General features: G+C 67.5%; 22 protein-coding genes and 1 other RNA gene. 6 read left to right on the top strand and 17 right to left on the bottom strand.

What is annotated here, in order from left to right; genetic code table 11:
• The first annotated feature begins 21 nt into the window (after nt 1-21).
• Complete coding sequence (locus MRB47_RS12240) at nt 22-693, top strand: glutathione S-transferase (RefSeq protein WP_252100853.1); 672 nt, start codon at nt 22-24, stop codon at nt 691-693.
• An 85-nt stretch (nt 694-778) separates the two neighbouring features.
• Here MRB47_RS12240 and MRB47_RS12245 read toward each other — a convergent pair whose 3' ends face one another.
• From MRB47_RS12245 to MRB47_RS12270, 6 genes are all read right to left on the bottom strand, one after another.
• Entirely contained in the window at nt 779-1,306 is a 528-nt protein-coding gene (locus MRB47_RS12245; RefSeq protein WP_015913098.1) for a disulfide bond formation protein B, read from the bottom strand.
• Between the two features lie 66 nt (nt 1,307-1,372).
• Nucleotides 1,373-2,500: a sulfate/molybdate ABC transporter ATP-binding protein gene (locus MRB47_RS12250; RefSeq protein ID WP_252100854.1), complete on the bottom strand. Its 1,128-nt coding sequence runs from the start codon at nt 2,498-2,500 to the stop codon at nt 1,373-1,375.
• A gap of 11 nt (nt 2,501-2,511) precedes the next feature.
• A complete protein-coding gene (cysW, locus tag MRB47_RS12255) occupies nt 2,512-3,423 on the bottom strand; it encodes a sulfate ABC transporter permease subunit CysW (protein ID WP_015913097.1) in 912 nt (303 codons plus the stop codon).
• A complete protein-coding gene (cysT, locus tag MRB47_RS12260; protein WP_011805543.1) occupies nt 3,420-4,271 on the bottom strand; it encodes a sulfate ABC transporter permease subunit CysT in 852 nt (283 codons plus the stop codon). Before cysT ends, cysW begins: the two co-directional genes overlap by 4 nt.
• Before the next feature lie 147 nt (nt 4,272-4,418).
• On the bottom strand, nt 4,419-5,426 hold the full coding sequence (locus tag MRB47_RS12265; RefSeq protein ID WP_015913096.1) for a sulfate ABC transporter substrate-binding protein: 1,008 nt from the start codon (nt 5,424-5,426) through the stop codon (nt 4,419-4,421).
• 281 nt (nt 5,427-5,707) lie between these two features.
• Complete coding sequence (locus tag MRB47_RS12270; RefSeq protein WP_015913095.1) at nt 5,708-6,661, bottom strand: LysR family transcriptional regulator; 954 nt, start codon at nt 6,659-6,661, stop codon at nt 5,708-5,710.
• Nucleotides 6,662-6,788: 127 nt separating this feature from the next.
• Between MRB47_RS12270 and MRB47_RS12275 the strand changes: the two genes are divergently transcribed.
• Nucleotides 6,789-7,439 carry an FMN-dependent NADH-azoreductase gene (locus MRB47_RS12275; RefSeq protein ID WP_015913094.1) on the top strand — a complete coding sequence of 217 codons (651 nt, stop codon included), beginning with the start codon at nt 6,789-6,791 and terminating at the stop codon, nt 7,437-7,439.
• Nucleotides 7,440-7,563: 124 nt separating this feature from the next.
• On the opposite strand, the gene MRB47_RS12280 is transcribed toward MRB47_RS12275, so the two are convergent.
• From MRB47_RS12280 to MRB47_RS12300, 5 genes are all read right to left on the bottom strand, one after another.
• Nucleotides 7,564-8,115 (bottom strand): NADPH-dependent FMN reductase, encoded by a 552-nt coding sequence (locus MRB47_RS12280; RefSeq protein WP_011805547.1) that lies wholly within the window; start codon nt 8,113-8,115, stop codon nt 7,564-7,566.
• Nucleotides 8,116-8,260: 145 nt separating this feature from the next.
• Nucleotides 8,261-9,061, bottom strand: a complete 801-nt coding sequence (locus MRB47_RS12285; protein WP_252100855.1) for a MetQ/NlpA family ABC transporter substrate-binding protein — start codon at nt 9,059-9,061, stop codon at nt 8,261-8,263.
• A 185-nt stretch (nt 9,062-9,246) separates the two neighbouring features.
• On the bottom strand, nt 9,247-10,353 hold the full coding sequence (locus MRB47_RS12290) for a DUF6817 domain-containing protein (protein ID WP_252100856.1): 1,107 nt from the start codon (nt 10,351-10,353) through the stop codon (nt 9,247-9,249).
• Nucleotides 10,354-10,515: 162 nt separating this feature from the next.
• On the bottom strand, nt 10,516-11,181 hold the full coding sequence (locus tag MRB47_RS12295) for a methionine ABC transporter permease (protein WP_011805550.1): 666 nt from the start codon (nt 11,179-11,181) through the stop codon (nt 10,516-10,518).
• 10 nt (nt 11,182-11,191) lie between these two features.
• Nucleotides 11,192-12,238 carry a methionine ABC transporter ATP-binding protein gene (locus tag MRB47_RS12300; RefSeq protein WP_011805551.1) on the bottom strand — a complete coding sequence of 349 codons (1,047 nt, stop codon included), beginning with the start codon at nt 12,236-12,238 and terminating at the stop codon, nt 11,192-11,194.
• A gap of 574 nt (nt 12,239-12,812) precedes the next feature.
• Between MRB47_RS12300 and MRB47_RS12305 the strand changes: the two genes are divergently transcribed.
• Nucleotides 12,813-14,000, top strand: coding sequence for an MFS transporter (locus tag MRB47_RS12305; RefSeq protein WP_252100857.1), 1,188 nt, complete (start codon nt 12,813-12,815; stop codon nt 13,998-14,000).
• A gap of 9 nt (nt 14,001-14,009) precedes the next feature.
• Here MRB47_RS12305 and MRB47_RS12310 read toward each other — a convergent pair whose 3' ends face one another.
• The 4 genes from MRB47_RS12310 to dnaX form a co-directional block, all read right to left on the bottom strand.
• Complete coding sequence (locus MRB47_RS12310; RefSeq protein WP_011805553.1) at nt 14,010-14,417, bottom strand: MAPEG family protein; 408 nt, start codon at nt 14,415-14,417, stop codon at nt 14,010-14,012.
• A 64-nt stretch (nt 14,418-14,481) separates the two neighbouring features.
• Nucleotides 14,482-15,072, bottom strand: a complete 591-nt coding sequence (gene recR, locus MRB47_RS12315; RefSeq protein ID WP_015913090.1) for a recombination mediator RecR — start codon at nt 15,070-15,072, stop codon at nt 14,482-14,484.
• A gap of 158 nt (nt 15,073-15,230) precedes the next feature.
• Complete coding sequence (locus MRB47_RS12320) at nt 15,231-15,563, bottom strand: YbaB/EbfC family nucleoid-associated protein (RefSeq protein WP_011805555.1); 333 nt, start codon at nt 15,561-15,563, stop codon at nt 15,231-15,233.
• A 29-nt stretch (nt 15,564-15,592) separates the two neighbouring features.
• A complete protein-coding gene (dnaX, locus tag MRB47_RS12325; RefSeq protein WP_252100858.1) occupies nt 15,593-17,632 on the bottom strand; it encodes a DNA polymerase III subunit gamma/tau in 2,040 nt (679 codons plus the stop codon).
• Between the two features lie 363 nt (nt 17,633-17,995).
• Here dnaX and MRB47_RS12330 point away from each other — a divergent pair, with 363 nt between their 5' ends.
• From MRB47_RS12330 to MRB47_RS12340, 3 genes are all read left to right on the top strand, one after another.
• A complete protein-coding gene (locus MRB47_RS12330) occupies nt 17,996-18,133 on the top strand; it encodes a hypothetical protein (protein WP_252100859.1) in 138 nt (45 codons plus the stop codon).
• A 55-nt stretch (nt 18,134-18,188) separates the two neighbouring features.
• Nucleotides 18,189-18,285, top strand: an RNA gene (ffs, locus tag MRB47_RS12335) — signal recognition particle sRNA small type.
• 274 nt (nt 18,286-18,559) lie between these two features.
• Nucleotides 18,560-19,195, top strand: coding sequence for a hypothetical protein (locus tag MRB47_RS12340; protein WP_252100860.1), 636 nt, complete (start codon nt 18,560-18,562; stop codon nt 19,193-19,195).
• Nucleotides 19,196-19,279: 84 nt separating this feature from the next.
• On the opposite strand, the gene MRB47_RS12345 is transcribed toward MRB47_RS12340, so the two are convergent.
• Entirely contained in the window at nt 19,280-20,623 is a 1,344-nt protein-coding gene (locus MRB47_RS12345; RefSeq protein ID WP_252100861.1) for a TIGR03862 family flavoprotein, read from the bottom strand.
• Between the two features lie 13 nt (nt 20,624-20,636).
• Entirely contained in the window at nt 20,637-21,332 is a 696-nt protein-coding gene (locus MRB47_RS12350) for a class I SAM-dependent methyltransferase (RefSeq protein ID WP_252100862.1), read from the bottom strand.
• Between the last annotated feature and the right edge of the window lie 27 nt (nt 21,333-21,359).

Genomic DNA, 21,359 nt, shown 5'->3' on the forward strand with positions numbered 1-21,359 from the left:
GAGCGCTGCATACTCGGGCGCATGCCCGCCACGTCTGCCCTGCCCGTTCTGTATTCGTTTCGCCGCTGCCCCTATGCCATCCGCGCGCGCATGGCGCTGGCGGTGAGCGGCCAGCGCTGCGAACTGCGCGAAGTGGTGCTGCGCGACAAGCCGGCGGCGCTGCTGGCCGTATCGCCCCAGGCCACGGTGCCCGTGCTGGTGCTGCCGGGGCAGGTGCTGGAGCACAGCCTGGACATCATGCGATGGGCCTTGGCGGCCCATGACCCGCACGGCTGGCTCAACCCCGGCCCGGGTGACCTGGGCGCCATGCTGGAGCTCATCGCGCAGTGCGATGGTCCGTTCAAGCGGGCGCTGGACCGTTGCAAGTACCCCAACCGCTACCCCGACGCCAGCCCGGCGGACGAACGGGCCGCCGCCCATGCCTGGCTGCGGGTGCTGGAACAGCGCCTGGCCTTGGAGCCGGGCGGGCACCTCTTCGGCCCACGCGCCGCCTTGGCCGACATGGCCATCGCGCCCTTCGTGCGCCAGTTCGCCGGCATCGACGACGCGCAGTGGCAGGCCGCACCCTGGCCGCACCTGCGCGCATGGCTGGTGCGCTGGCAGCAGTCGCCGCTGTTCCTGGGCGTCATGCACAAGTACGAGGCCTGGAAGCCCGGCGCGCCGCCCGTGATCTTCCCACCCACAACCGCGTGAGATGGGTTGGAGACGGGGTGAAGACGAGGTGAAGCGCCGCGGGGCGCCCGAAGGCGCCCCGCGAGAGGTCAAAAAAGACGCGTAGTTATGCCCGGGCCAGCGTGTCCGGCGCGCCGCGCCCGCCGCGCACCAACAGCACCAGCAGCAGCACGGCAAACACCAAGAACCAGACAAACGACCAGTTGGCGATGGAGCCGCCGAGGAACGTCCAGTCCACCGCCGTGCAGTCACCCGAGCCGCGGAAGATCATGGGAATGGCGCGGCTGATGGGGTAGTTCTCGATCATTCCGTAGAAGTCGCGCCCGCAAGTGGCGATCTCTGGCGGGTACCACTGCAGCCAGCTCTGGCGCGCGGCCGTGAAGCCGCCAAAACCGGCTGCTGCCAGCGCCAGCACCGTCCAACCCATCCACCAGCCTTTTGCGCCTCTAGCGCTTGCCAGTCCTGCGAAGACCGCTACACCTATGAGAGCATAGCGCTGCACGATGCACATCGGGCAAGGCTCCAGTCCCACCACATGCTGCAGGTACATGCCAAAGGCCAGCATGGCCACGCAGGCGGCACTGATCAGCGCCAGGATGCGGCGCGGGGCGGTATCAATCCAGTTCAACAACACTTTTTGTTTTCCTTGCAGGGAGCGGCCTCCGCATTCCGCATCCGCTCCCTTGGCAGGCAGCGGCTCTCAGATGCCAGCGGCTTCGTCCAGAAACACCTTGGCGCGCCGCGGTGTCACCACCAGCGTCTCGCCCTCACGCAGCCCCATCTCGTGGAATTGCTGCGCCGGAATCTGCGCTTCGATCAACGCGTCCGAGGGCGCATTGTCCGCCGATTGGGTATCGCCCTCGGGGATTAGTTCCAGCCGCGCGATCGGTCCCACCACGATGGCGCGCCCCAACTGCACCACGATGCCGCGCGGGCGCCCGTGCGCGTCCAGCGCCTGGCCGGGGGAATAGCGCTCCACGTCCAGGTCGTGCGGGCGCACGTAGGCGAACGCGCGCGCATCGTCGGCGTGCTGGGCCTCGGGGCTCTCCAGCTGCATACCGTCGTCCAGGTACACCCGGCCGTCGTTGGCGCGGCCCTTGAACAGGTTCACGTCGCCCAAAAAGCCATAGACGAAGGGGCTGGCAGGGTTGTCCCACACCTGCTGGGGCGTGCCCTGCTGCTCGATGCGTCCCTGGTTGATGACGACCACGCGGTCGGCCACTTCCAGCGCCTCCTCCTGGTCGTGCGTGACGAAGATGCTGGTCACGTGCAGTTCGTCGTGCAGGTGGCGCAGCCAGCGGCGCAGTTCCTTCCTGACCTTGGCGTCCAGCGCGCCGAAGGGCTCGTCCAGCAGCAGCACCTTGGGCTCCACGGCCAGCGCGCGCGCCAGGGCGATACGCTGGCGCTGCCCGCCCGAAAGCTGGGAGGGATAGCGGTCGGCGATCCAGTCCAGCTGCACGAGCTTGAGCAGGCTCATCACCTTCTCCTTGATCTGCGCTTCGGACGGCCGCTCCTTGCGCGGCTTCATGCGCAGGCCGAAGGCCACGTTGTCGAACACCGTCATGTGCCGAAACAGTGCGTAGTGCTGGAACACGAAGCCTACGCCGCGCTCGCGCACGTGCACGTCGGTCGTGTCCTCGCCGCTGAAGTGGATGCTGCCCACGTCGGGTGTCTCCAGCCCCGCGATGATGCGCAAGAGCGTGGTCTTGCCGCAGCCCGAGGGGCCCAGCAGCGCGATGAGTTCGCCCGACTGGATGTCCAGGCTGACGTCGCGCAGCGCCTGGAAGTCGCCGAACTGCTTGCTGACGTTGCGGATTTCAATGCTCATGTGTTCATCCTTCAGCGCGGCGCGCCGGGCGCGGGCGCAGGCCGCTCGGGCGGCAGCGCGGCCGCGGCCTTCATTTCCTGTTCGCTCTTCCACTCGGCCACCGACTTGATGACCAGCGTGACCAATGCCAGCAGTGCCAGCAGCGAGGCGGCTGCGAACGCGGCCACCGATTGGTATTCGTTGTAGAGGATCTCCACGTGCAGCGGGATGGTGTTGGTCTGGCCGCGGATGTGGCCCGACACCACCGACACCGCGCCGAACTCGCCCATCGCCCGGGCATTGCACAGGATCACGCCGTACAGCAGGCCCCACTTGATGTTGGGCAGCGTCACGTGCCAGAAGGTCTGCCAGCCGCTCGCGCCCAGCACCACCGCCGCCTGCTCCTCGTCGTTGCCCTGCGCCTGCATCAGCGGGATCAGTTCACGCGCGATGAACGGAAACGTGACGAACACGGTGGCCAGCACGATGCCCGGCACGGCGAAGATGATCTTGATGTCGTGCGCCGCCAGCCAGGGCCCCAGCCAGCCGTTGGCGCCGAACACCAGCACGTACATCAGGCCCGCCACCACGGGCGAGATGGAGAACGGCAGATCGATCAGCGTGGTCAAGAAGGCCTTGCCCTTGAACTCGTACTTGGCGATGCACCACGCCGCGGCGATGCCGAACACCAGGTTCAGCGGCACGGCGATCACGGCCGTGAGCAGCGTGAGCTGGATGGCGGACCAGGCGTCGGGCTCGCGCAGGCCCTCCAGGTAGGCATTCACACCCTTGCGCAGCGCCTCGGTGAACACGGCGGCCAGCGGCAACACCAGGAACAGCAGCAGGAACACCATGGCAAGGCCAATCAGCGCCCACTGGATCCAGCGCGCCTCGGTCGTTCCGGCCTGCGCGCGCCGCACGGTACGGGTGTTCGCGGCGCTCATGCGGGTGCTCCTGCGTGGCGGCGCTGCCAGGCCTGCAAGGCATTGATGACCAGCAGCAGGACGAAAGAGATCACCAGCATCACCACCGCCACGGCAGTGGCGCCGGCGTAGTCGTACTGCTCCAGCTTGCCGATGATGATCAGCGGCGTGATTTCAGACACCATGGGCATGTTGCCGGCGATGAAGATGACGGAGCCGTACTCGCCCACGGCACGCGCGAACGCCATGGCAAAGCCGGTGAGCAGCGCGGGCATGATGGCCGGCAGGATCACGTGGCGAAAGATCTGCCAGCGCGTGGCGCCCAGGCTGGTGGCCGCTTCTTCCAACTCCTTCTCGCTGTCTTCCAGCACCGGCTGCACCGTGCGCACCACGAACGGCAGGCCGATGAAAATCAGCGCAATCACAATGCCGTTGGGGTTGAATGCGAGCTGGATGCCCAGCGGCTCCAGGTACTGCCCCACCCACCCATTGCCCGCGAGCAGTGCGGTGAGCGAAATACCGGCGACCGCCGTGGGCAGCGCGAACGGCAGGTCCACCAGCGCATCCACGATCTTCTTGCCCGGGAACTTGTAGCGCACCAGCACCCAGGCGATGAGCAGGCCGAACACCAAGTTCACGCAGGCGGCGATGAACGAGGCACCGAACGTGAGGCGGTACGACGCCAGCACGCGCGGCGACGCCACCGCTTCCCAGAACTGCGGCCAGGTCATGGTGAACGTCTTGAGCAGCAGCGCCAGCAGCGGGATCAGCACGATGATGCTCAGGTAAAACAGCGTGTAGCCCAGCGTGAGGCCAAAGCCGGGCAATACCCTCTTGGCTCGCCTGGGGGCGCTTTTCTTGCCACTCATATGGAGTTATCCGTTATTCGCCGCCGGTCAAAAGCCGGTGCGGCCCACGCCCGCAGGCACCGCGCTTGCATGCGCGGGCACCGCCACCCTACCCGGGCAGTCAGGGTGGGGTGAAGGCGCCAGGCGGCTCAGGGGCGTGTTCACTGCTTACTTGCCAGGCGTGTAAAGCTTGTCGAACTGACCGCCGTCGTTGAAGTGCACCTTCTGCGCCTCGGTCAGCGAGCCAAAGTACTTGGCCACCGTGAACTGCTGGATGGGCTTGAACAGGTCGGCATGCTTCTTGAGCACCGCCTCGGAGCGCGGGCGGATTGCGTGCTTGGCGGCGATCTCCTGCGCTTCATCCGAGTACAGGTAGTCGAGGTAGGCCTTGGCCAGTTCGCCCGTGCCCTTCTTGGCGACCGTGCGCTCCACGATGGCCACGGGGTTCTCGGCCGTCACGCTCACCGAGGGATAGACCGCATCCACCTTGCCCTTGCCGAACTCACGCTCCACCGACACCACCTCCGACTCGAACGTGATCAGCACGTCCCCAATGTTGCGCTGCAGGAAGGTGGCCGTGGCATCACGCCCACCCTTGGCCAGCACGGGCACGTTCTTGTAGAGCTTGCCCACGAACTCGGCCGCCTGCGCGTCGCTGCCGCCCTTCTCGCGCACCGAGCCCCAGGCGCCCAGGTAGGCGTAGCGGCCGTTGCCACCGGTCTTGGGGTTCACCACCACCACCTTCACATCGGGGCGGATCAGGTCGTTCCAGTCCTTGATGTTCTTGGGATTGCCGTGGCGCACCAGGAACAGCATGGTAGAGGTGGTGGGCGATGCGTCATGCGGGAATTTCTTGGCCCAGTCCTTGGCCACCACGCCGTTGTCCGCGAGGAACTGCACGTCGGTGGTGGTGTTGAAGGTGACCACGTCGGCGGCCAGGCCATCGTTCACGGCGCGCGCCTGGGCGCTGGAGCCGCCATGGGCCTGGTCCACCTTGATGTCCACGCCCTTGGTTTTCTTGTAGTGGGCGATGAAGGCCTGGTTGTAGTCCTTGTAGAACTCGCGCGCCACGTCATAGGAGACGTTCAGCAGCGCATTGGCCTGGGCCGAGGCCAGCCCGCTGGCCGCCAGGGCCAGCGTGGCGAGAAGGGTCTTGAGCTTGGTTGCCGGGGTCATGGGAGCGCCTCCACGTTGCAGGAAATCATGCATTGTGGAGAGCGCAGGTTAAAACTCAAAAGAATATATTTTTGTAAATTTATCCACGGATGAGCATATGCAATGACATCTGGCACGCAGGCTCCCGGCACCGCCATTGAAAGCCAAATTGGTCTCTAGCCCTTATGCGATGAGCGCTACCAGCTATCAAAAGCAAAGCACCCTTACATCGCCCCCCCACTGGGGATCAAGCCGCACCGCCCATGCATCCCGCGCTCTTGCGTACACCACGCGCCGCCGCATCAGCGGGGCAGTGCCGCGCCGGCCGTGGCCGTGTCGCCCCGCTCACAGACCGCGGCGGAATGGCCGGGCACGGTTTCACCCAGAAAGTCCAGGAAGCTGCGCACCGCCGGCGACAAGCCGCGACGCGACGCAAACACTGCATGCACCACGCTGCGCGGCTGCGTCCACTGGGGCAGCAGGTGCACCAGCCGGCCCTCCTGCAATTCGGACATGCACATGTAGTCCGGCATCCAGCACAGGCCCGTGCCCGCCAACGCGGCGAATTTGAGCGTCAGCAGGTCGTCGGCCACGTAGCGCGGCGTGAAGTGCACGGTTTCCTCGCGCCCCTCGGGGCCGATCAGGCGCAGGCTGGCGCGCCCGTCGGCCGCGGACATGGCCAGCGTGTCCAGCAGCGCCAGGTCGCGCAGCGAGGTGGGCGTGCCCTGGCGCCGCAGTTGCTCGGGGCTGGCCACCAGCAGCAGGCGCACCTCGTCCAGGCGCTTGACCACCATGCTGCCGCTGTCCTCCAGCGTGGGGCGCACGCGCAGCGCCACGTCCACGCCCTCTTCCACCACGTTTACCACGCGGTTGGTGACCTGCATCTCCAGGCGCACCTGGGGGTGGCGCTGCAGGAACTGCGGCATCAGCTCGGCCACCACCGTCTGCGCCAGCGTCACCGGGCAGGTCACGCGCACGGTGCCGCGCGGTTCGGTCTGTACCTGGTCCACCGTGTCCTGCGCTGCCTGGGCCGAATCACGCATGGCCTGGCAATGGCGCAGGTAGGCCTCGCCCACCTCGGTGAGCGACAGCGTGCGCGTGGTGCGCTGCAGCAGGCGCACGCCCAGGCGCGCTTCCAACTCGGCCACGCGGCGCGACAGGCGCGACTTCGGGATCCCCAGCGCCCGGCCCGCCGCGGCAAAGCCGCCGCGCTCGGCCACCTCGGCGAAATAAAGCATGTCGTTCAGATCCTGCATCGCGCGCCTTTCGTTCCAAATTCAGAACAATCTATCGCATCACCGCCTGCTTATCAAACATTCGGTCCAAAACGACAATCTATCCATCGCCCCATTGCGGGTTTGTCCCTATCTCCAGGAGATTTCCATGCAACTGCTGCACATCGATTCCGCCATCACCGGTGACCAGTCCGTCTCGCGCCAGCTCACGGCGCAGATCGTCGAGGCCTGGAAGGCCAGCCATCCCGCCACCCAGGTGAGCTACCTGGACCTGGTGGCCGACGCGCCTGCGCACTTCACGATGGATGCGATGGCACCGCGCACCGGCCAGACCGACGGCCTGAGCGAGGCGCAGCAGCGCGAGAACGCCGTGTCCGAGCGGCTGGTGAGCCAATTCCTGGCGGCCGACGTGGTGGTGATCGGCGCACCGTTCTACAACTTCGCCATCCCCACGCAGCTCAAGGCCTGGATCGACCGCATCGCTCAGCCCGGCCGCACCTTCCAGTACACCGCCAACGGCCCCGAGGGCCTGGCCAAGGGCAAGACGGTGATCGTGGCGTCGAGCCGCGGCGGCGTGTATTCCACCAGCGAAGGCGGCCGCGCCATGGAGCACCAGGAAAGCTACCTGCAGACCGTGCTGGGCTTCTTCGGTGTGACCGACGTGCGCTTCGTGCGCGCCGAGGGCGTGGCTATGGGTGGCGATGCCAAGGCCCAGGCCCTGGCCGCCGCCGCCCAGGCGATCGAGGCCCACGTAAAGGCCCATGCCGCCAACCAGGACCGCGTCAGCCAGGCCGCCTGACCAGCCCCGGCGCCTCGCCAAACAAAACCCGCCTCCGGCGATGCCGGGGCGGGTTTTTTCATATCAAAATAGGCTATAACCCTTTATAGTCAAGCGCAAATAGCTATCCAATCGATAGCAACCGTCAGCCGTTGTGGCGCTTGACCCAGGCGATGTACCGGTCCATCCAGCGCTGCAAGAAGTCCTTGCTGCCCTCGCCGATGGTGCCGTCTTCGTTGAACAGGCCGTCCTTGGCATGGATGAATGCCTCGGGCTGGCCCAGCGTGGGCATGTCCAGGTAGGCCAGCACATTGCGCAGATGCTGCTGCGCCATCGCCGTGCCCATGGCGCCGATGGACACGCCGATCACACCCGCGGGCTTGCCCGCCCAGGCGCTCTGGCCATAGGGGCGCGATGCGTTGTCGAGGGCGTTCTTGAGCACGCCGGGGATGGAGCGGTTGTATTCCGCCGTGACGAACAGCACGCCCTGCGACCCGGCGATCTCCTTCTTGAGCCGTTGCACGGACTCGGCCTGCTGGCCGTCGTCGTCCTGGTTGTACAGCGGCAGGTCGTCGATGCGCACCTGGTGGAATTCGCAGTCCGCGGGCGCCATGCGCGCCAGCGCATGGGCCAGCTTGCGGTTGAACGAATCCTTGCGAAGGCTGCCGACGACGACGGCAATGCGGTAGTGGCTCATACAGACCCTTTCTGGCAGAGGTAGGCGCCGCGCAGCGCCATCGCCGTGGCAGGCGGCCGGACCATCTTACGGGCCGTCGCGGAACGCTGCTGTCAGACAAGCGGCGGTCACGGCACCGGGGGCGGTCGAGGCCCCCGCCGCGCCATCACCAGCCTGCCAGCACCGAGCCCTTGAACTGCGTCTCGATGAAGTGGCGGATCTCCTCGCTCTGGTAGGCCTTGACCAGTTGCGCCACCCAGGGCTTGTTCTTGTCGGCCTCACGCACCACGAGCAGGTTGACGTAGGGGCCGTCCGGGCTTTCCTGCGCGATGGAATCGGTCTTGGGGTTCAGGCCGGCGGAGATGGCGAAGTTGGTGTTGATGGCCGAGGCGTCCAGGTCGTCCAGCGAGCGCGGCAGCTGCGCGGCGTCCAGCTCCACGAACTTGAGCTTCTTCGGGTTGCCCACCACGTCCAGCGGCGTGGCCTTCAGGCCTGCGCCGTCCTTGAGCTTGATGAGGCCCTGCGCCTGCAGCAGCAGCAGCACGCGGCCGCCGTTGGTGGGGTCGTTGGGAATGCCGAAGCGCGCGCCTTCCTTCAGGTCGGCCAGCTTCTTGACCTTCTTGGAATACAGGCCGATGGGGAAGTTGACGGTGTTGGCCGCCACGGCGAACTTGTAGCCACGGTCCTTGATCTGCGCATCCAGGTAGGGCTTGTGCTGGTAGCTGTTGGCGTCCAGGTCGCCGGCGGCCAAGGCCGCGTTGGGCTGCACATAGTCGCTGAACTCCACCACCTGGATCTTCAGGCCCTGCTGTTCGGCCACTTTTTTGACCTGCTCGAAGATCTGCGCGTGCGGGCCCGCCGTCACGCCGATCTTCAGCGGCTTGTCCTGCGCCAGGGCATGGCCCGAAAGGCCGGCGGCCATTGCCAGGGCCAGGGTCGATTGGAGCAGGGAGCGCTTGGAAATCACGGGAAACCTTTCATACCGTTACAGGGAGAGCCGGCATCGTAGCCCCTGCGGCGCGCCCTCCGAACGATTACTTTTCCATATCCAAAGAACCCGCACACATGAAGAGCACCCGAGCGGCAGAGCACCTGAGGGGGTGAAAGGCCGCGCATCCTCCACCGCCCCGGGAAGGCCGCGGCGGCGCCCCGTCAGCCCTTGAGCGCCACGTTGTTGAGCTTGTCCAGCCGCGCGGGCCAGCCGCCCTCCTCGGCCGACTGCAGCAGGATGCGCGTCCAGGCGATCCAGGCGTCCCACTGCACGCGCTTGTCCCAGGCATTGCCCCAGGCGCTGAAGGCCTGCAGCGCCCCGCGTGCGGCGCACGCCGCGTCGTGCGCGCGGCCGGCCGACAGGTACAGCTGTGCCAGCATCATCTGCGGCTCGCCCACCCAGGGGTTCAGGCGCACGGCCTGCTCCAGCGTGGCCGTGGCGCCGTCCAGGTCCACCAGCGGCTGCGCCAACTGGATCACCGACCAATACAGGGCCGTGGCGGCCGCCTCGTCCTGCGCCGTCAGGCCCTGGCTGCAGTGGTCGAACACGGGCGGCAGCGGCAACTGCCCGCGCAGCCCGGGGTGCTGCAACGCCAGGCCCAGCGCCGCGATCTGGCTGACCATGCGGGCCGTGGGGCGCATGGGTCCGGGCCACAGCGACGCGGCCCAGTGCACGGCCTGTGGGCGCGAAGGATCGACGGCGGGAAAGCGCGAGTAGATGTCGTCCTGCCAGCTGAACCACTGCTCGATCGTGTCGGCCATGCTGACGATGGTGAAAGCCGCCACCTCGTAGGGTGCGAGGTGCACGGTCTGGCGCGGCGCGGGGCCGTTCTTCTCCACGACCAGCGAGCCGTCGGCCTGCAGCTCGCCGGCCAGCATCTTTTGCACGAACTGCGCGCGGCTCATGGTGCAGAACAGGTACACCAGGTGCTCGGCGCTCTCGCCCACCAGCGCCTGCAGGCGGCCGCGCTCGCTGGCTGCGTCGAACTTCACCAGGTCGACGAAGGCATTGCCGTACACGCTGTGCAGCAGCCCGAGCAGACGCACGTCCCGGGGCTGGCCCCACAGCGCCAGCGACCGGGCCACGCCCACCAGGTGATGGCGGAAGGTTCCGGCCTTGTGCCAGTCCTGCCCCACACCGCGCGCCAGCACCATGGGCAGCACGGGAGCCAGATCGGCATCGTGGGCCAGCCATTCATCGTCCAGCAGGGACTGGGCGCGCTGGAACAGCGCGTCATCCGGTGGCGCAAAGGCGGGCAGTGCGGACATGGCGGGGTCTCCTTCGTGGTAGTGGCTTTGCCATCGAGTATCGGCCAAGCCGCCCGCACACGCAGGTCTTCTGTCAAAACAGCCCGTAGCGCCCGCTGCACAAGCGCCAAAAGCTATCAAATCAGGAGCACACACATCCCGTGTGCGCCCTCCTGTCCTGCATCAGCGGTGCGACAGGCGGCGCACGGCCCAGTCACCCAGGCTCTGGATGGCTTGCACGAAGAAGATCAGGATGACCACCACGGCCAGCATGATGTCGGGCAGGAAGCGCTGGTAGCCGTAGCGGATGCCCAGGTCGCCCAGCCCGCCGCCACCGATGGCGCCGGCCATGGCCGAGTAGCCCGTGAGGCTCACGAAGCTGATGGTCAGGCCCGCCACGATGCCGGGCAGGGCCTCGGGCAGCAGCACTTTCCACACGATCTGGCCGGTGGTGGCGCCCATGGACTGCGCGGCCTCCACCAGGCCGTTGTCGACCTCGCGCAGCGCCGTCTCCACCAGCCGCGCCACGAAGGGCGCCGCGGCGATGGTCAGCGGCACCACGGCCGCCCAGGTGCCGATGGACGAGCCGGTGATGAAGCGCGTGAACGGGATGATGGCCACCAGCAGGATGATGAACGGCGTGGAGCGCACGGCATTCACGATCCAGCCCACGATCTTGTTGGCGGGGCCGTTCTCCAGCACGCCACCCGCATCCGTGAGGCGCAGGAACACACCCAGCGGTATGCCCACCAAACCGCCAACGATGCCGGAAACGCCGACCATGATGATCGTCTCCCACAGCGAGGTGACGAACAGCTCCAGCATCATTTCAGAAAAGTTCTCGAACATCGCCCGCCCCTCAGCCTGTCACTTCCACGGTGCGCACCACCACGCCGTTGGCACGCAGATAGTCGATGGCCGCGCCGATGCGCGCCATGTTGCCGCTGGCGTACACCGCCAGCGAACCGAAGGTCTGGTCCTGGATCTCGTCGATCTGGCCATGCAGGATGGACAGGTCCAGTCCCAGCTCGCGGATCAGGTGCGACAGGATCGGCTCGTAGGCATGCTCGCCCGCATACGACAGGCGCAGCAGCTGGCCGCTCGCGCCCGGCTCCAGCCGCGCGGCCAGGCTGCGCACGCGCGCCAGCACCCCGGCGGGCAGCTCCTGGGGCACGATCTCGTCGATCAGGCTCTTGGTGATGTCCTGCTGCGGGCGGGTGAACACGTCGACCACCGGGCCCATCTCCACGATGCGGCCCGCGTCGATCACGGCCACACGGTCGGCAATCTGCTTGATGACCTGCATCTGGTGCGTGATCAGCACCACCGTCACGCCCATTTCGCGGTTCACCTGGCGCAGCAGGTCCAGGATGGAACGGGTTGTCTCGGGGTCCAGCGCGCTGGTGGCCTCGTCGGACAGCAGCACCTTCGGGTTGCTGGCCAGCGCGCGCGCAATGCCCACGCGCTGCTTTTGCCCGCCCGAGATCTGCGCCGGGTAGCGGTCGGCCAGGTGCGCCAGGCCCACCAGGTCCAGCAGCGGGTCGATGCGCTTCTTGATCTCGGCCCGGGGCATGCCCGCCAGCTCCAGCGGCAGCGCGGCGTTGTCGAACACCGTGCGCGATGACAGCAGGTTGAAGTGCTGGAACACCATGCCGATCTCGCGGCGCGCGGCGCGCAGGTCGGCGTCGGACAGTTGGGTCATGTCGCGCCCCGCCACCATCACCTGGCCGGCGGTGGGGCGGTTGAGCAGGTTGATGACGCGGACCAGCGAACTCTTGCCGGCGCCCGAACGGCCGATGATGCCGAACACCTCGCCCGGCGTGACATGCAGGTCGATGCCGCGCAGGGCTTCGACGGGGCCCTGCGGGCCCGGGTAGATCTGGGTGATACCCCGAAGGTCAATCATGAAATGCAATGCAAAGCGCGCTCAGGCTGCCCCCTCAGGGATGGCCAGCCGCGGCGGGTGAAGATCAAAACAGCGGGTGAATGTAATTGTTCGTTATGAAAAAACCAACGAACAAAAAGTAGGCACATAAGACGGCCCCGTTATGAGGCGTGCTTCAGCGAGCCGGGCGCTGCCCCTGTCGGGCGGCAGTGCCACGCAGTAGCGGAGCACAGGGGCGATTTTAGGTGACGGGGCAAATCCCCGGCCGGCGTGCGCCTGCGCCTGGGGAAGGAGCACGCGCAACTGCAGCCGTCCTGCCAGGGCGAATGGCAACCGGTGCCAACCCGCCCAGCGATGCGCAAGACTCGCCTACCACCGACAGCACAAGCGTATGGCGCGCCACCTATCCACGGCTGCGTGGCGCGTGGGGTCTAGCGCCGGCGGCCTGCATGGGGCCCCTCGGCCACCGTACCATTCACCGTTCCCGACACGCCCCGCTGCCCTCCCCGTCGCCGCCGCTCCCCACCGCGCGGGCTTTCTCCCTCCACCTATGCAAGAACGCTCCTGGTCTCCCGTTGTTTGGATTGGCTATGCCATGTGCGTCGGCGTCATGGGCACGGCGCTGGCCAGCCCGCTGTACCCGCTCTACCAGCAGGCCTGGGGGCTCAAGCCCAGCGACATCACGCATCTCTTCGTGGTGTACATGTTCGGCGCGCTCACCAGCCTGCTGTTTCTGGGGCGGCTCACGCAGCGCCACGGCTTCCTGGCCATCCTGCGCACGGGCCTCGCGCTGATGACCGCGGGCGTGGTGCTGTCGGCCCTGGCGTGGAATGTGCCCGTCTTCATGCTGGCGCGGCTCATGATCGGGCTGGCGTCGGGAATGATCACCACCTCGGCCTCCATCGGCATGGTGCAGGCCCGCCCCGGGCGTGATCCACGGCGCACGGCCGCACTGACCACCGTGGCGATGACGCTGGGCTTCGGCCTGGGGCCGCTCGTGGGCGGCTTGATGGCCCAGTGGGTGCCCCACCCGCTCGTCACCGCCTACGTGCCCACGGCGGCCATGGGCCTGCTGGCGGTGTATGCGCTGCACCAACTGCGCGGGCTGCCCACAGGGGGAACGCGGGACGATGCCCTGCCGCCCGGCACTTGGCGCGGCGTGATCGCGCAGTGGATGCCGCGGCTCACACCGCCGCCGCGCCTGCGCCGGCGCCAGTTCTGGCTGGCGAGCATGGGCGCCTTCAGCGCCTTCGGCATGTTCAGCCTGTACTCATCGCTGGCGCCCAGCTTCATGCAGGAGATCGTGCCCTGGCATGGGCCGGCCGTGAGCGGACTGTCGATCGCGATGATCCTGTTCCTGTCGTCCGGGTTCCAGTTCATGGTGCGTAACTGGCGCACCAAGCGCGTGGCCCTGGCCAGCGGCTGCGCGCTGGTGCTGTGCAACCTGCTGCTCATGGCGACCACGCTCACCGGCGCCACGCTGGCATTTGGCGCGGCGGTGATCGCCACGGCCTTCGGCCATGGGCTGGCCAATGTGGCGGGCATGGGCGTGGTGGCCAAGCTCACCACGCCCGAAGAGCGCGGTGGCCTGCTGTCGTCCTACCTGATCGTGGGGTACCTGGGCACCATCGTGCCCATCCTGGGCATTGGCTGGCTATCGGACCACGTGGGCCTGAACCGCGGCTTGCTGGTGTTCTGCGGCGCCATGGCCCTGCTGAGCGCCGTGGTCACCGCGCTGGGCATGCGCACCGCGGAGATCCCCGTGCCGCAGCAGCACCTTTAACCGCTGGTGTCAGCGCCAGCCGATCAGCAGGATGGCGATGTTGACCAGCAGTCCCGCGCCCCACACCAGGCTGCGCGCCGTGGGCATGTCGCCCACGTACATGGTGATGTAGGACACGCGCAGCATCACGAACAGGAAGGCCAGCAGGTCCAGCATCATCTGCGGCGCGCCCAACTGGTGCGCGATGATGACCGCGCCGATGAAGAACGGCAGCGCCTCGAAGCTGTTGGCCTGCGCCGCATTGGCACGGGCGCGCCAGCCGGTCTGGCGCGCCAGCCACGCACGCGGGTCGTGGTTGTCGCTGCCGCGAAAGCCCCCCCGCTTGGCCAGCAGCGCGCAAGCCATGGGCAGCAGCGCCGCAATCAGCACGCACCAGTAGGCCACGGTGAAGCGGGCCACATGCATTGTTGTGTTCATTTTTGCAGTGTTTTTGGCCTCCAGCGCTTATCCAACAAGCGCTAGCAGCTATTGTTTTTGATATTCAGCGCCGATCCGCCAGCGCATGAGCGATGGTGCCCAGGTCCACGTATTCCAGCTCGCTACCCACGGGCACGCCCCGCGCCAGGCGCGTGACGTGCACGCCGCGGCGCTTGAGCGCCTCGCCGATCGCGTGGGCCGTGGCCTCTCCCTCGGCCGTGAAGCTGGTGGCCAGGATCACCTCCTGCACCACGCCGTCGCTGGCGCGCTCCAGCAGGTTGTGCACACCGATGTCGCGCGGCCCCACCCCATCCAGCGGCGACAGCCGCCCCATGAGCACGAAGTACAGCCCCTTGAACGCCGCGGTGCGCTCCATCGCGGCCTGGTCGGCGGGCGTCTCCACCACGCACAGGCGGGTGGCGTCGCGCGCCGGGTCCAGGCAGGTCTCGCACACCGCGCCCTCGGTGAAGGTGTGGCAGCGCTCGCAATGGCGTACCTGCGTTGCCGCCTGCGCCAGCGCCTGCGACAGCATCTGCGCTCCGGCGCGGTCATGCTGCAGCAGATGGAACGCCATGCGCTGCGCCGACTTCACGCCCACGCCCGGCAGGCGCCGCAGGGCCTGGATCAGTGCGTCAAGGGAGCTGGTGTCGGACATGAAGAATGGATTTCGGAGTGCACACGCCGCCCCCAAGGGCGTAGCGAGCGCCTGCCAGGCGAGGCGGACGGAGCGCAGCAACCGGAACGTACTTGCCTAGTACGTGAGGATTGCGAGCACTGCCCAACGACGCGTGGCCAGCGCGCAGTAGCCTGCCCTCAGAAGGGGAATTTCATGCCGCCGGGAAGGCCTGGCATGCCGGCCGTGATCTTGGCCATCTTCTCGGCCGAGGTTTCCTCGGCCTTGCGCACCGCGGCGTTGAAAGCGGCGGCCACCAGGTCTTCCAGCATGTCCTTGTCATCGGCCAGCAGGCTGGGGTCGATGGTCACGCGCTTGACGTCGTGCTTGCAGGTCATCAGCACCTTCACCAGGCCGGCGCCGGATTCGCCTTCGACCTCGATGTTGGCCAGGTCATCCTGGGCCTTCTTCAGGTTGTCCTGCATGGCCTGGGCCTGCTTCATGAGGCCGGCGAGCTGTCCCTTGTTGAACATGGATGGTTTCCTTTGCGTTTCAAAAATGGTTATGCAGGCTTGATGCTGCCCGGCACGATTTTCGCCCCGAAATCACGCATCAGTTGCTGCACGTAGGGGTCGTTGTGGACGATCTCCTCGGCCACGCGCTGGCGTTCGGCCGCGGCGTGCGCGTTGCGGCGCGCGGGGCTGTCGATCACCACACCCACCTCCACGCTGATCTGGCGCGCATGACCCGCGGCCTCCAGCGCCGCGCGCAGGCGCTCGCGCGCCGTGGGCTGGTTGAGCGACTCCCGCTCCACGCGCAGCAGCCAATGGTCCGGGTCACGCGCCACCAGTTGCGACTGCAGCGCCAGTTCGCGCACCAGGGCGGTGATGGCCTCCTGGGCAATGAGCTGCTGCACGGTGGCATGCCAGACATCGCCCTCCTCCGTGCGCACCAGCCGCGCGGGTGCCGGTGCCGCCGATGGCAGGGGCTGCAGGCGCGCGCCGGGTTCCGGCGCGGTACGCACGGGGATTGCTACCGTTTCAGGAGCTGCTTGCGCTGTATGGGCGGGCGCTGGAGGTGTTTTTTGCCTTAGATCCTCAGGGGAGCGTACGGGCAGACGCACAGGCGCTGCGGCCCGTACGGGCGCCTGGGCCGTATCGCCGGCTTCCCACGGGGGCGATTCGCGGTCGCCCGCGTCCAACGCGTCCTGCACGGCCTGGTTCACATCGTCCGGCGTGGCTTGCGCCCGCGTGGGCGCTGCCGATGCGGCGGGCCGGGTGGGCGCGGCAGTCGCGCAGTCCATCGCGGGCGCCGCGATAGGAGCCGGGTGCACCGACACCGGCGACGGTGCGGGAGCCCGGTCCGCGGCGGCCGGCACCGCCTGCGGTGCCTGGACTACCGGCGTATCGGCCGGCGCATGGGCCGACGGCGCTGCGGCTTCAGGCCGCGTCAGAGTTTTTTTTTCAGCCGAGGCAGCCGCGCCGTCTTCCGAAGCAGCCGGCTTGAACGCCAACAGGCGCAGCAGCACCATGGTCAGCGCGGCATATTCGTCGGGCGCCAGACCCAGATCGGCGCGGCCGTGCAGGCAGATGCTGTACAGCAGCTGCGTCTCGTCGGCCGGCAGGGCGGCAGACAGGCGCGCAACCTCTGCCGCCTCAGGGTCGCTGGCGTCCGCGGCCGCAGCCATCTGCGGAACGGCCTGCAGCACGGCCATGCGCTGCAGCACGGCGCTCATGTCCTCCAGCGTGGAGGCGGCGGACAGGCCGTTGATGCGCAGGGTGTCCGCCGTCTCGACCACCGTGCGGCCATCGCCCTGCGCCAGCGCGTCGATCAGACGGAACACATGGCTGCGGTCCACGCTGCCCAGCATCTGGCGCACAGCGGCTTCCTGCAATTGGCCGCTGCCGAAGGCAATCGCCTGGTCGGTCAGGCTGAGCGCGTCGCGCATGGAACCGCGCGCGGCGCGGGCCAGCAGCCGCAGGGCCTGCGGCTCGGCGGGCACGTTCTCGGCGGCGAGCACGCGGGTGAGGTGCTCCAGCACCGTCTCGGGCGCCATGGGCCGCAGGTTGAACTGCAGGCAGCGCGAGAGCACCGTGACCGGCACCTTCTGTGGATCGGTGGTGGCCAGCACGAACTTGAGGTATTCCGGCGGCTCCTCCAGCGTCTTGAGCATGGCGTTGAACGCCGTGTTCGTGAGCATGTGCACTTCGTCGATCATGAAGACCTTGAAGCGCCCTTGCACCGGCTTGTAGACGGCCTGCTCCAGCAGCCCCTGCACCTCGTCCACGCCGCGGTTGGAGGCGGCATCCAGCTCGGTGTAGTCAGGAAACCGGCCGCTGTCGATGTCGGTACAGGCCGGGCACACGCCGCAGGGCGTGGCAGTGATGCCGCCTTGGCCGTCCGGACCCTGGCAATTGAGCGACTTGGCCAGGATGCGCGAGACCGTGGTTTTGCCCACGCCGCGCGTGCCGGTGAACAGGTAGGCGTGGTGCAGCCGCTGCTGCGTGAGCGCGTTGGAGAGCGCCTGCACCACGTGCTCCTGCCCCACCATCTCAGAGAAGGTCTTGGGACGGTATTTGCGGGCGAGCACAAGATAGGACATGGGGCGTGATTCTATGTGCGGGCCAGACACGCAGCGCGCCAAGGCTTCTAGCTGGCCCGGGCCTACGCAGGCCACCGCGCCGACCGAGGGTGATCTGCTCTCTGCCAGGATTCACACTCCCCGGGAACGACTGCAAACTGCCAGTCGCACCGTACCGCCATGTTGCCCGCCCTGCTTCCATCCCTTGCAGCCCGCAGGCGGCTATCGCGACAAGGGTTGCCGACCCGGTCGGCCGGGGTGCGTCTCGCCTGCTGGCTACTGAGTCTGTGCCTGCAGCCGCCGGCGCAGGCCCAGGATAGTTCTAAAGACACCTCCGCCGTCGATCCGCCGACGCAGCAACAGGCATTACCTGCGGCTTTGGATGTGCGTGCGCGTAACCACCCCGAGCCAGACGGTTACTCGCTGCCCAGCACGCCCGAGTTGGGCGCCATCGGCGTGCAACTGCAGGGCGACTCACGCTTGCTGCTGCGCGTCCGGCGCGGCGGCCCCATGCTGTACTAGCGGCAAAGTTCTGACGGGCCACGGGCAGAGCGTGGTTCGTCGTACAATCACAGGCGACGGGCCTCCCCGCATGGTGAAGCGGCCAACCGGGTCAGGTGGGGAACCAAGCAGCCCTAACTGTGGAGCCAGTGCCGGGGGTAAGGCTCGTCACCTTCTTCTTTTCTTCCCCCTTCTTTTTTTGCGTCGCCTGAGCGCTTTGCGCTTCATCGGGCGGTTGCGGCGTTGCCTGCACATGAACGCCGTGCGTCAGCTCCGTCCTACAGCGAAACAAGCACGGCGATCGCGACAAGCACGTGCCCGCGGTCCATACTGCGCACCAGGAGTTCTCGCCACCGATCCACTTTCTTGCTGTCCCGTGCCGCCATGCTGTCTGCCATGTCCGCGCTGCTTGCAAGTCATCTGCTCCGGCCGCTGCCACGGCCGGCCATGGATCGGGGCATTGTGTGCCTGCTGTGCCTGTGCGCGGCATTTCCCGCCCGGGGCGATGAGAGTCTGGCAGACGGTGCTGCGGCCGCATTGCGAGAGGCTCAGGATGAGCCTTCTTCCGCCGCCTTCACGCAGAACACCGCCACCTACCCCGACCTGAACGGCAGCGATCTTCCGCGCGCAGCATTCGGCAACAGCGTTCAGTACACGGACATCACCCGTTGGCTTACGCCGCTGCAAGCCTCTCGCCTGGGGCTGACGCTGGGCGTGGTGGTTCCGTCGGACGGCGCGGCCCGCGCAGGATCCGTCAGCCCTGCCTACCCGCCAGGCACCCCGCTGGCTTACGACCTGGGTCTGCGCTGGCGATCACAGTTGCAGCCGCGCGTACGGCTGGACCTGCAGGCCTGGGCCCGCACCCACCCGCACACGGGCCTGCACGACGCCATGGGCATGATCTGGGGTCGCGACCAGGGCAGCAACTTTGGCACCCGTCTGGAGGTGCAATGGTCCGCATCGCGCACGCGCGGTCTGGTCCCCGAGCTGGGCGCCATCGGCGTGCAGTTGCAAGGCGATGCGCGGCTGGTGCTGCGCGCCCGCCGCGGCGGGCCCATGGTGTATTACCGCGCGAAGTTTTGACCGCGCGCTCAGCAACGCTCTGGGTTGACGCCGACCTTCTTGCAATGACCGCAGAGCATGCCCTAAAGCGGCGCCCCTGCTGTACTACGCCTGCGTTGCCAGCCAGTGCGCGGCACCCGCCCCTGCCGCACGCCCGGTGGCATAGCACGCAGTCAACAGATACCCCCCGGTGGGCGCCTCCCAGTCCAACATCTCGCCCGCGCAGAACACCCCGGGCATGGTGCGCAGCATGAGGCGCGTATCCAGCGCTTCGAAGGCCACGCCGCCGGCCGTGCTGATGGCCTCATCCAATGGGCGTGCTGCCACCACGGTGATGGGCAAGGCCTTGATGGCATGGGCCAGCGCCACCGGGTCGGACATACCGTCCTTGCCCAGTTGTTCGTAGAGGACGGCGGTTTTGATGCCGTCCAGGCCCAGCCGGCTCTTGAGGTGGGTGGAAAGGCTGCGCGAGCCGCGCGGGTGGCGCACCTCAGCCAGCACGCGCTCGGGCGTGTGGTCGGGCAGCAGGTCCAGGTGGAAGGTGGCGTGACCGTGTGCCACGATCTCGTCGCGCAGCAGGCTGGAGACCGCATAGACCAGGCTGCCTTCCACGCCCGTGGCCGTGGCCACGAATTCCCCGCGCCGCTCAAAGCGCCGGCCCTGGCTGTCGGTGAAGGACAGCACCACCGACTTGAAGGGCTGGCCCGCGAAGCGCTCGACGAAATGCGGCGTCCAGCCGACGGCGGGCGCGCCTCGGCCGATGAGCTCCAGAAAGAACTCTCGCCGCGTCTCGCCCACGGGCGCATCCACGCGCGGTACGTCGAAACCGCAGTTGGACGGCGCCAGCGGCGCTACAGGCACGCCGCGCTGCGCCAGCAGCGGCGCCCAGGTACCGTCCGAGCCCAGACGGCCCCAGCTGCCGCCGCCCAGGGCCAGCACGACGGCGCGCGCCCTTACCCGCACCTCTCCCGCCGGCGCGGCAAAGCGCAGCACAGGCGGCGTGATGCCATTCAATGCGTCGACCCAGCCCATCCAACGATGGCGCATGTGCAGCTGCACCCCCTGCCCGCGCAAGCGCTGCAGCCAGGCACGCAGAAGCGGCGCGGCTTTCATGTCCTTGGGGAACACCCGGCCCGACGTACCGGTGAAGGTCTGCGCGCCCAGCGCGTCAGCCCACGCGCGCAAGTCCTCGGGGCCAAAGTCTCGCAGCCAGGGCGTCAGCGCCTGCTGGCGCTCGCCATAGCGCGCCATGAAGGCCGCCAGCGGTTCGGAATGTGTGAGGTTCAGCCCGCCCCTGCCCGCCAGCAGGAACTTGCGTCCCACCGAAGGCATGGCGTCGAACACCTGCACGCTCAGGCCTGCCGCTGCGGCGGTCTCGGCAGCCATCAGGCCAGCCGGGCCCGCGCCAATCACGGCGATCTCGCAAGATCGCAGATCCGTATCCATCATGGTGTTGCTTTCATCAACCCACACGCCGCAGCAGGCGCACGTGCATGGGCCGCACGAAGTGCGCTCCCTGCATCGTGCAATGCGGCGCGAAGGCCGCCGCCACGCGCTCGCGCAAGCGCGCGTCGATGCGGTGGTCGGCAAAGGTGGGGTTCATCATCCGCCGCTCAAACTGGGCGAAGTCCTCGAAATGCACAGGCATGTCGAATCGCCGTTGCGCCACCTGCTCCCAGGTGCCGCGGACAGCCAGGGCGCGGTCCAGCGCCGCCTGCGCAGCGGCGCGCACGATGCCTTCGTCGTTGTACAGGCGCACGATCTCGTTGAGCGCGCCTTCGTAGACCGGCTCCGAAACGTACAGATGCCCGCCGGGACGCAGCACGCGCGCCACTTCGGTCAGGGCCTGGTCCATCGCATCCAGCGGCACGTGGTGCAGGGACTTGAGCATCAGCGCCAGGTCGAACTGCGCGTCATCGCCTGCAATGGCCTGCGCACCACCCACCGCAAAGCGCATGCGCGGGGGCGTGTCCTGCAGGTTGATTGCGTGCTGCCGGAGGTCCACTTCCAGCCCCAGATACCGCATGTCCGGCCAACGCTGCAGCATCTGCCGCGCCATGCGCGCTCCGCCGCATCCGAGTTCGATGACGCGCGTGCCGGGGGTTGGCAGCAACTCGACCAGGACATCCAGTTCATCAGGGACGAGGGTGTGGTTCATGGGTCATCGATCAATCGGCAGAATCAA

It is taken from the genome of Diaphorobacter sp. LI3 (assembly GCF_022807955.1).
Lineage (GTDB): Bacteria > Pseudomonadota > Gammaproteobacteria > Burkholderiales > Burkholderiaceae_C > Diaphorobacter > Diaphorobacter nitroreducens.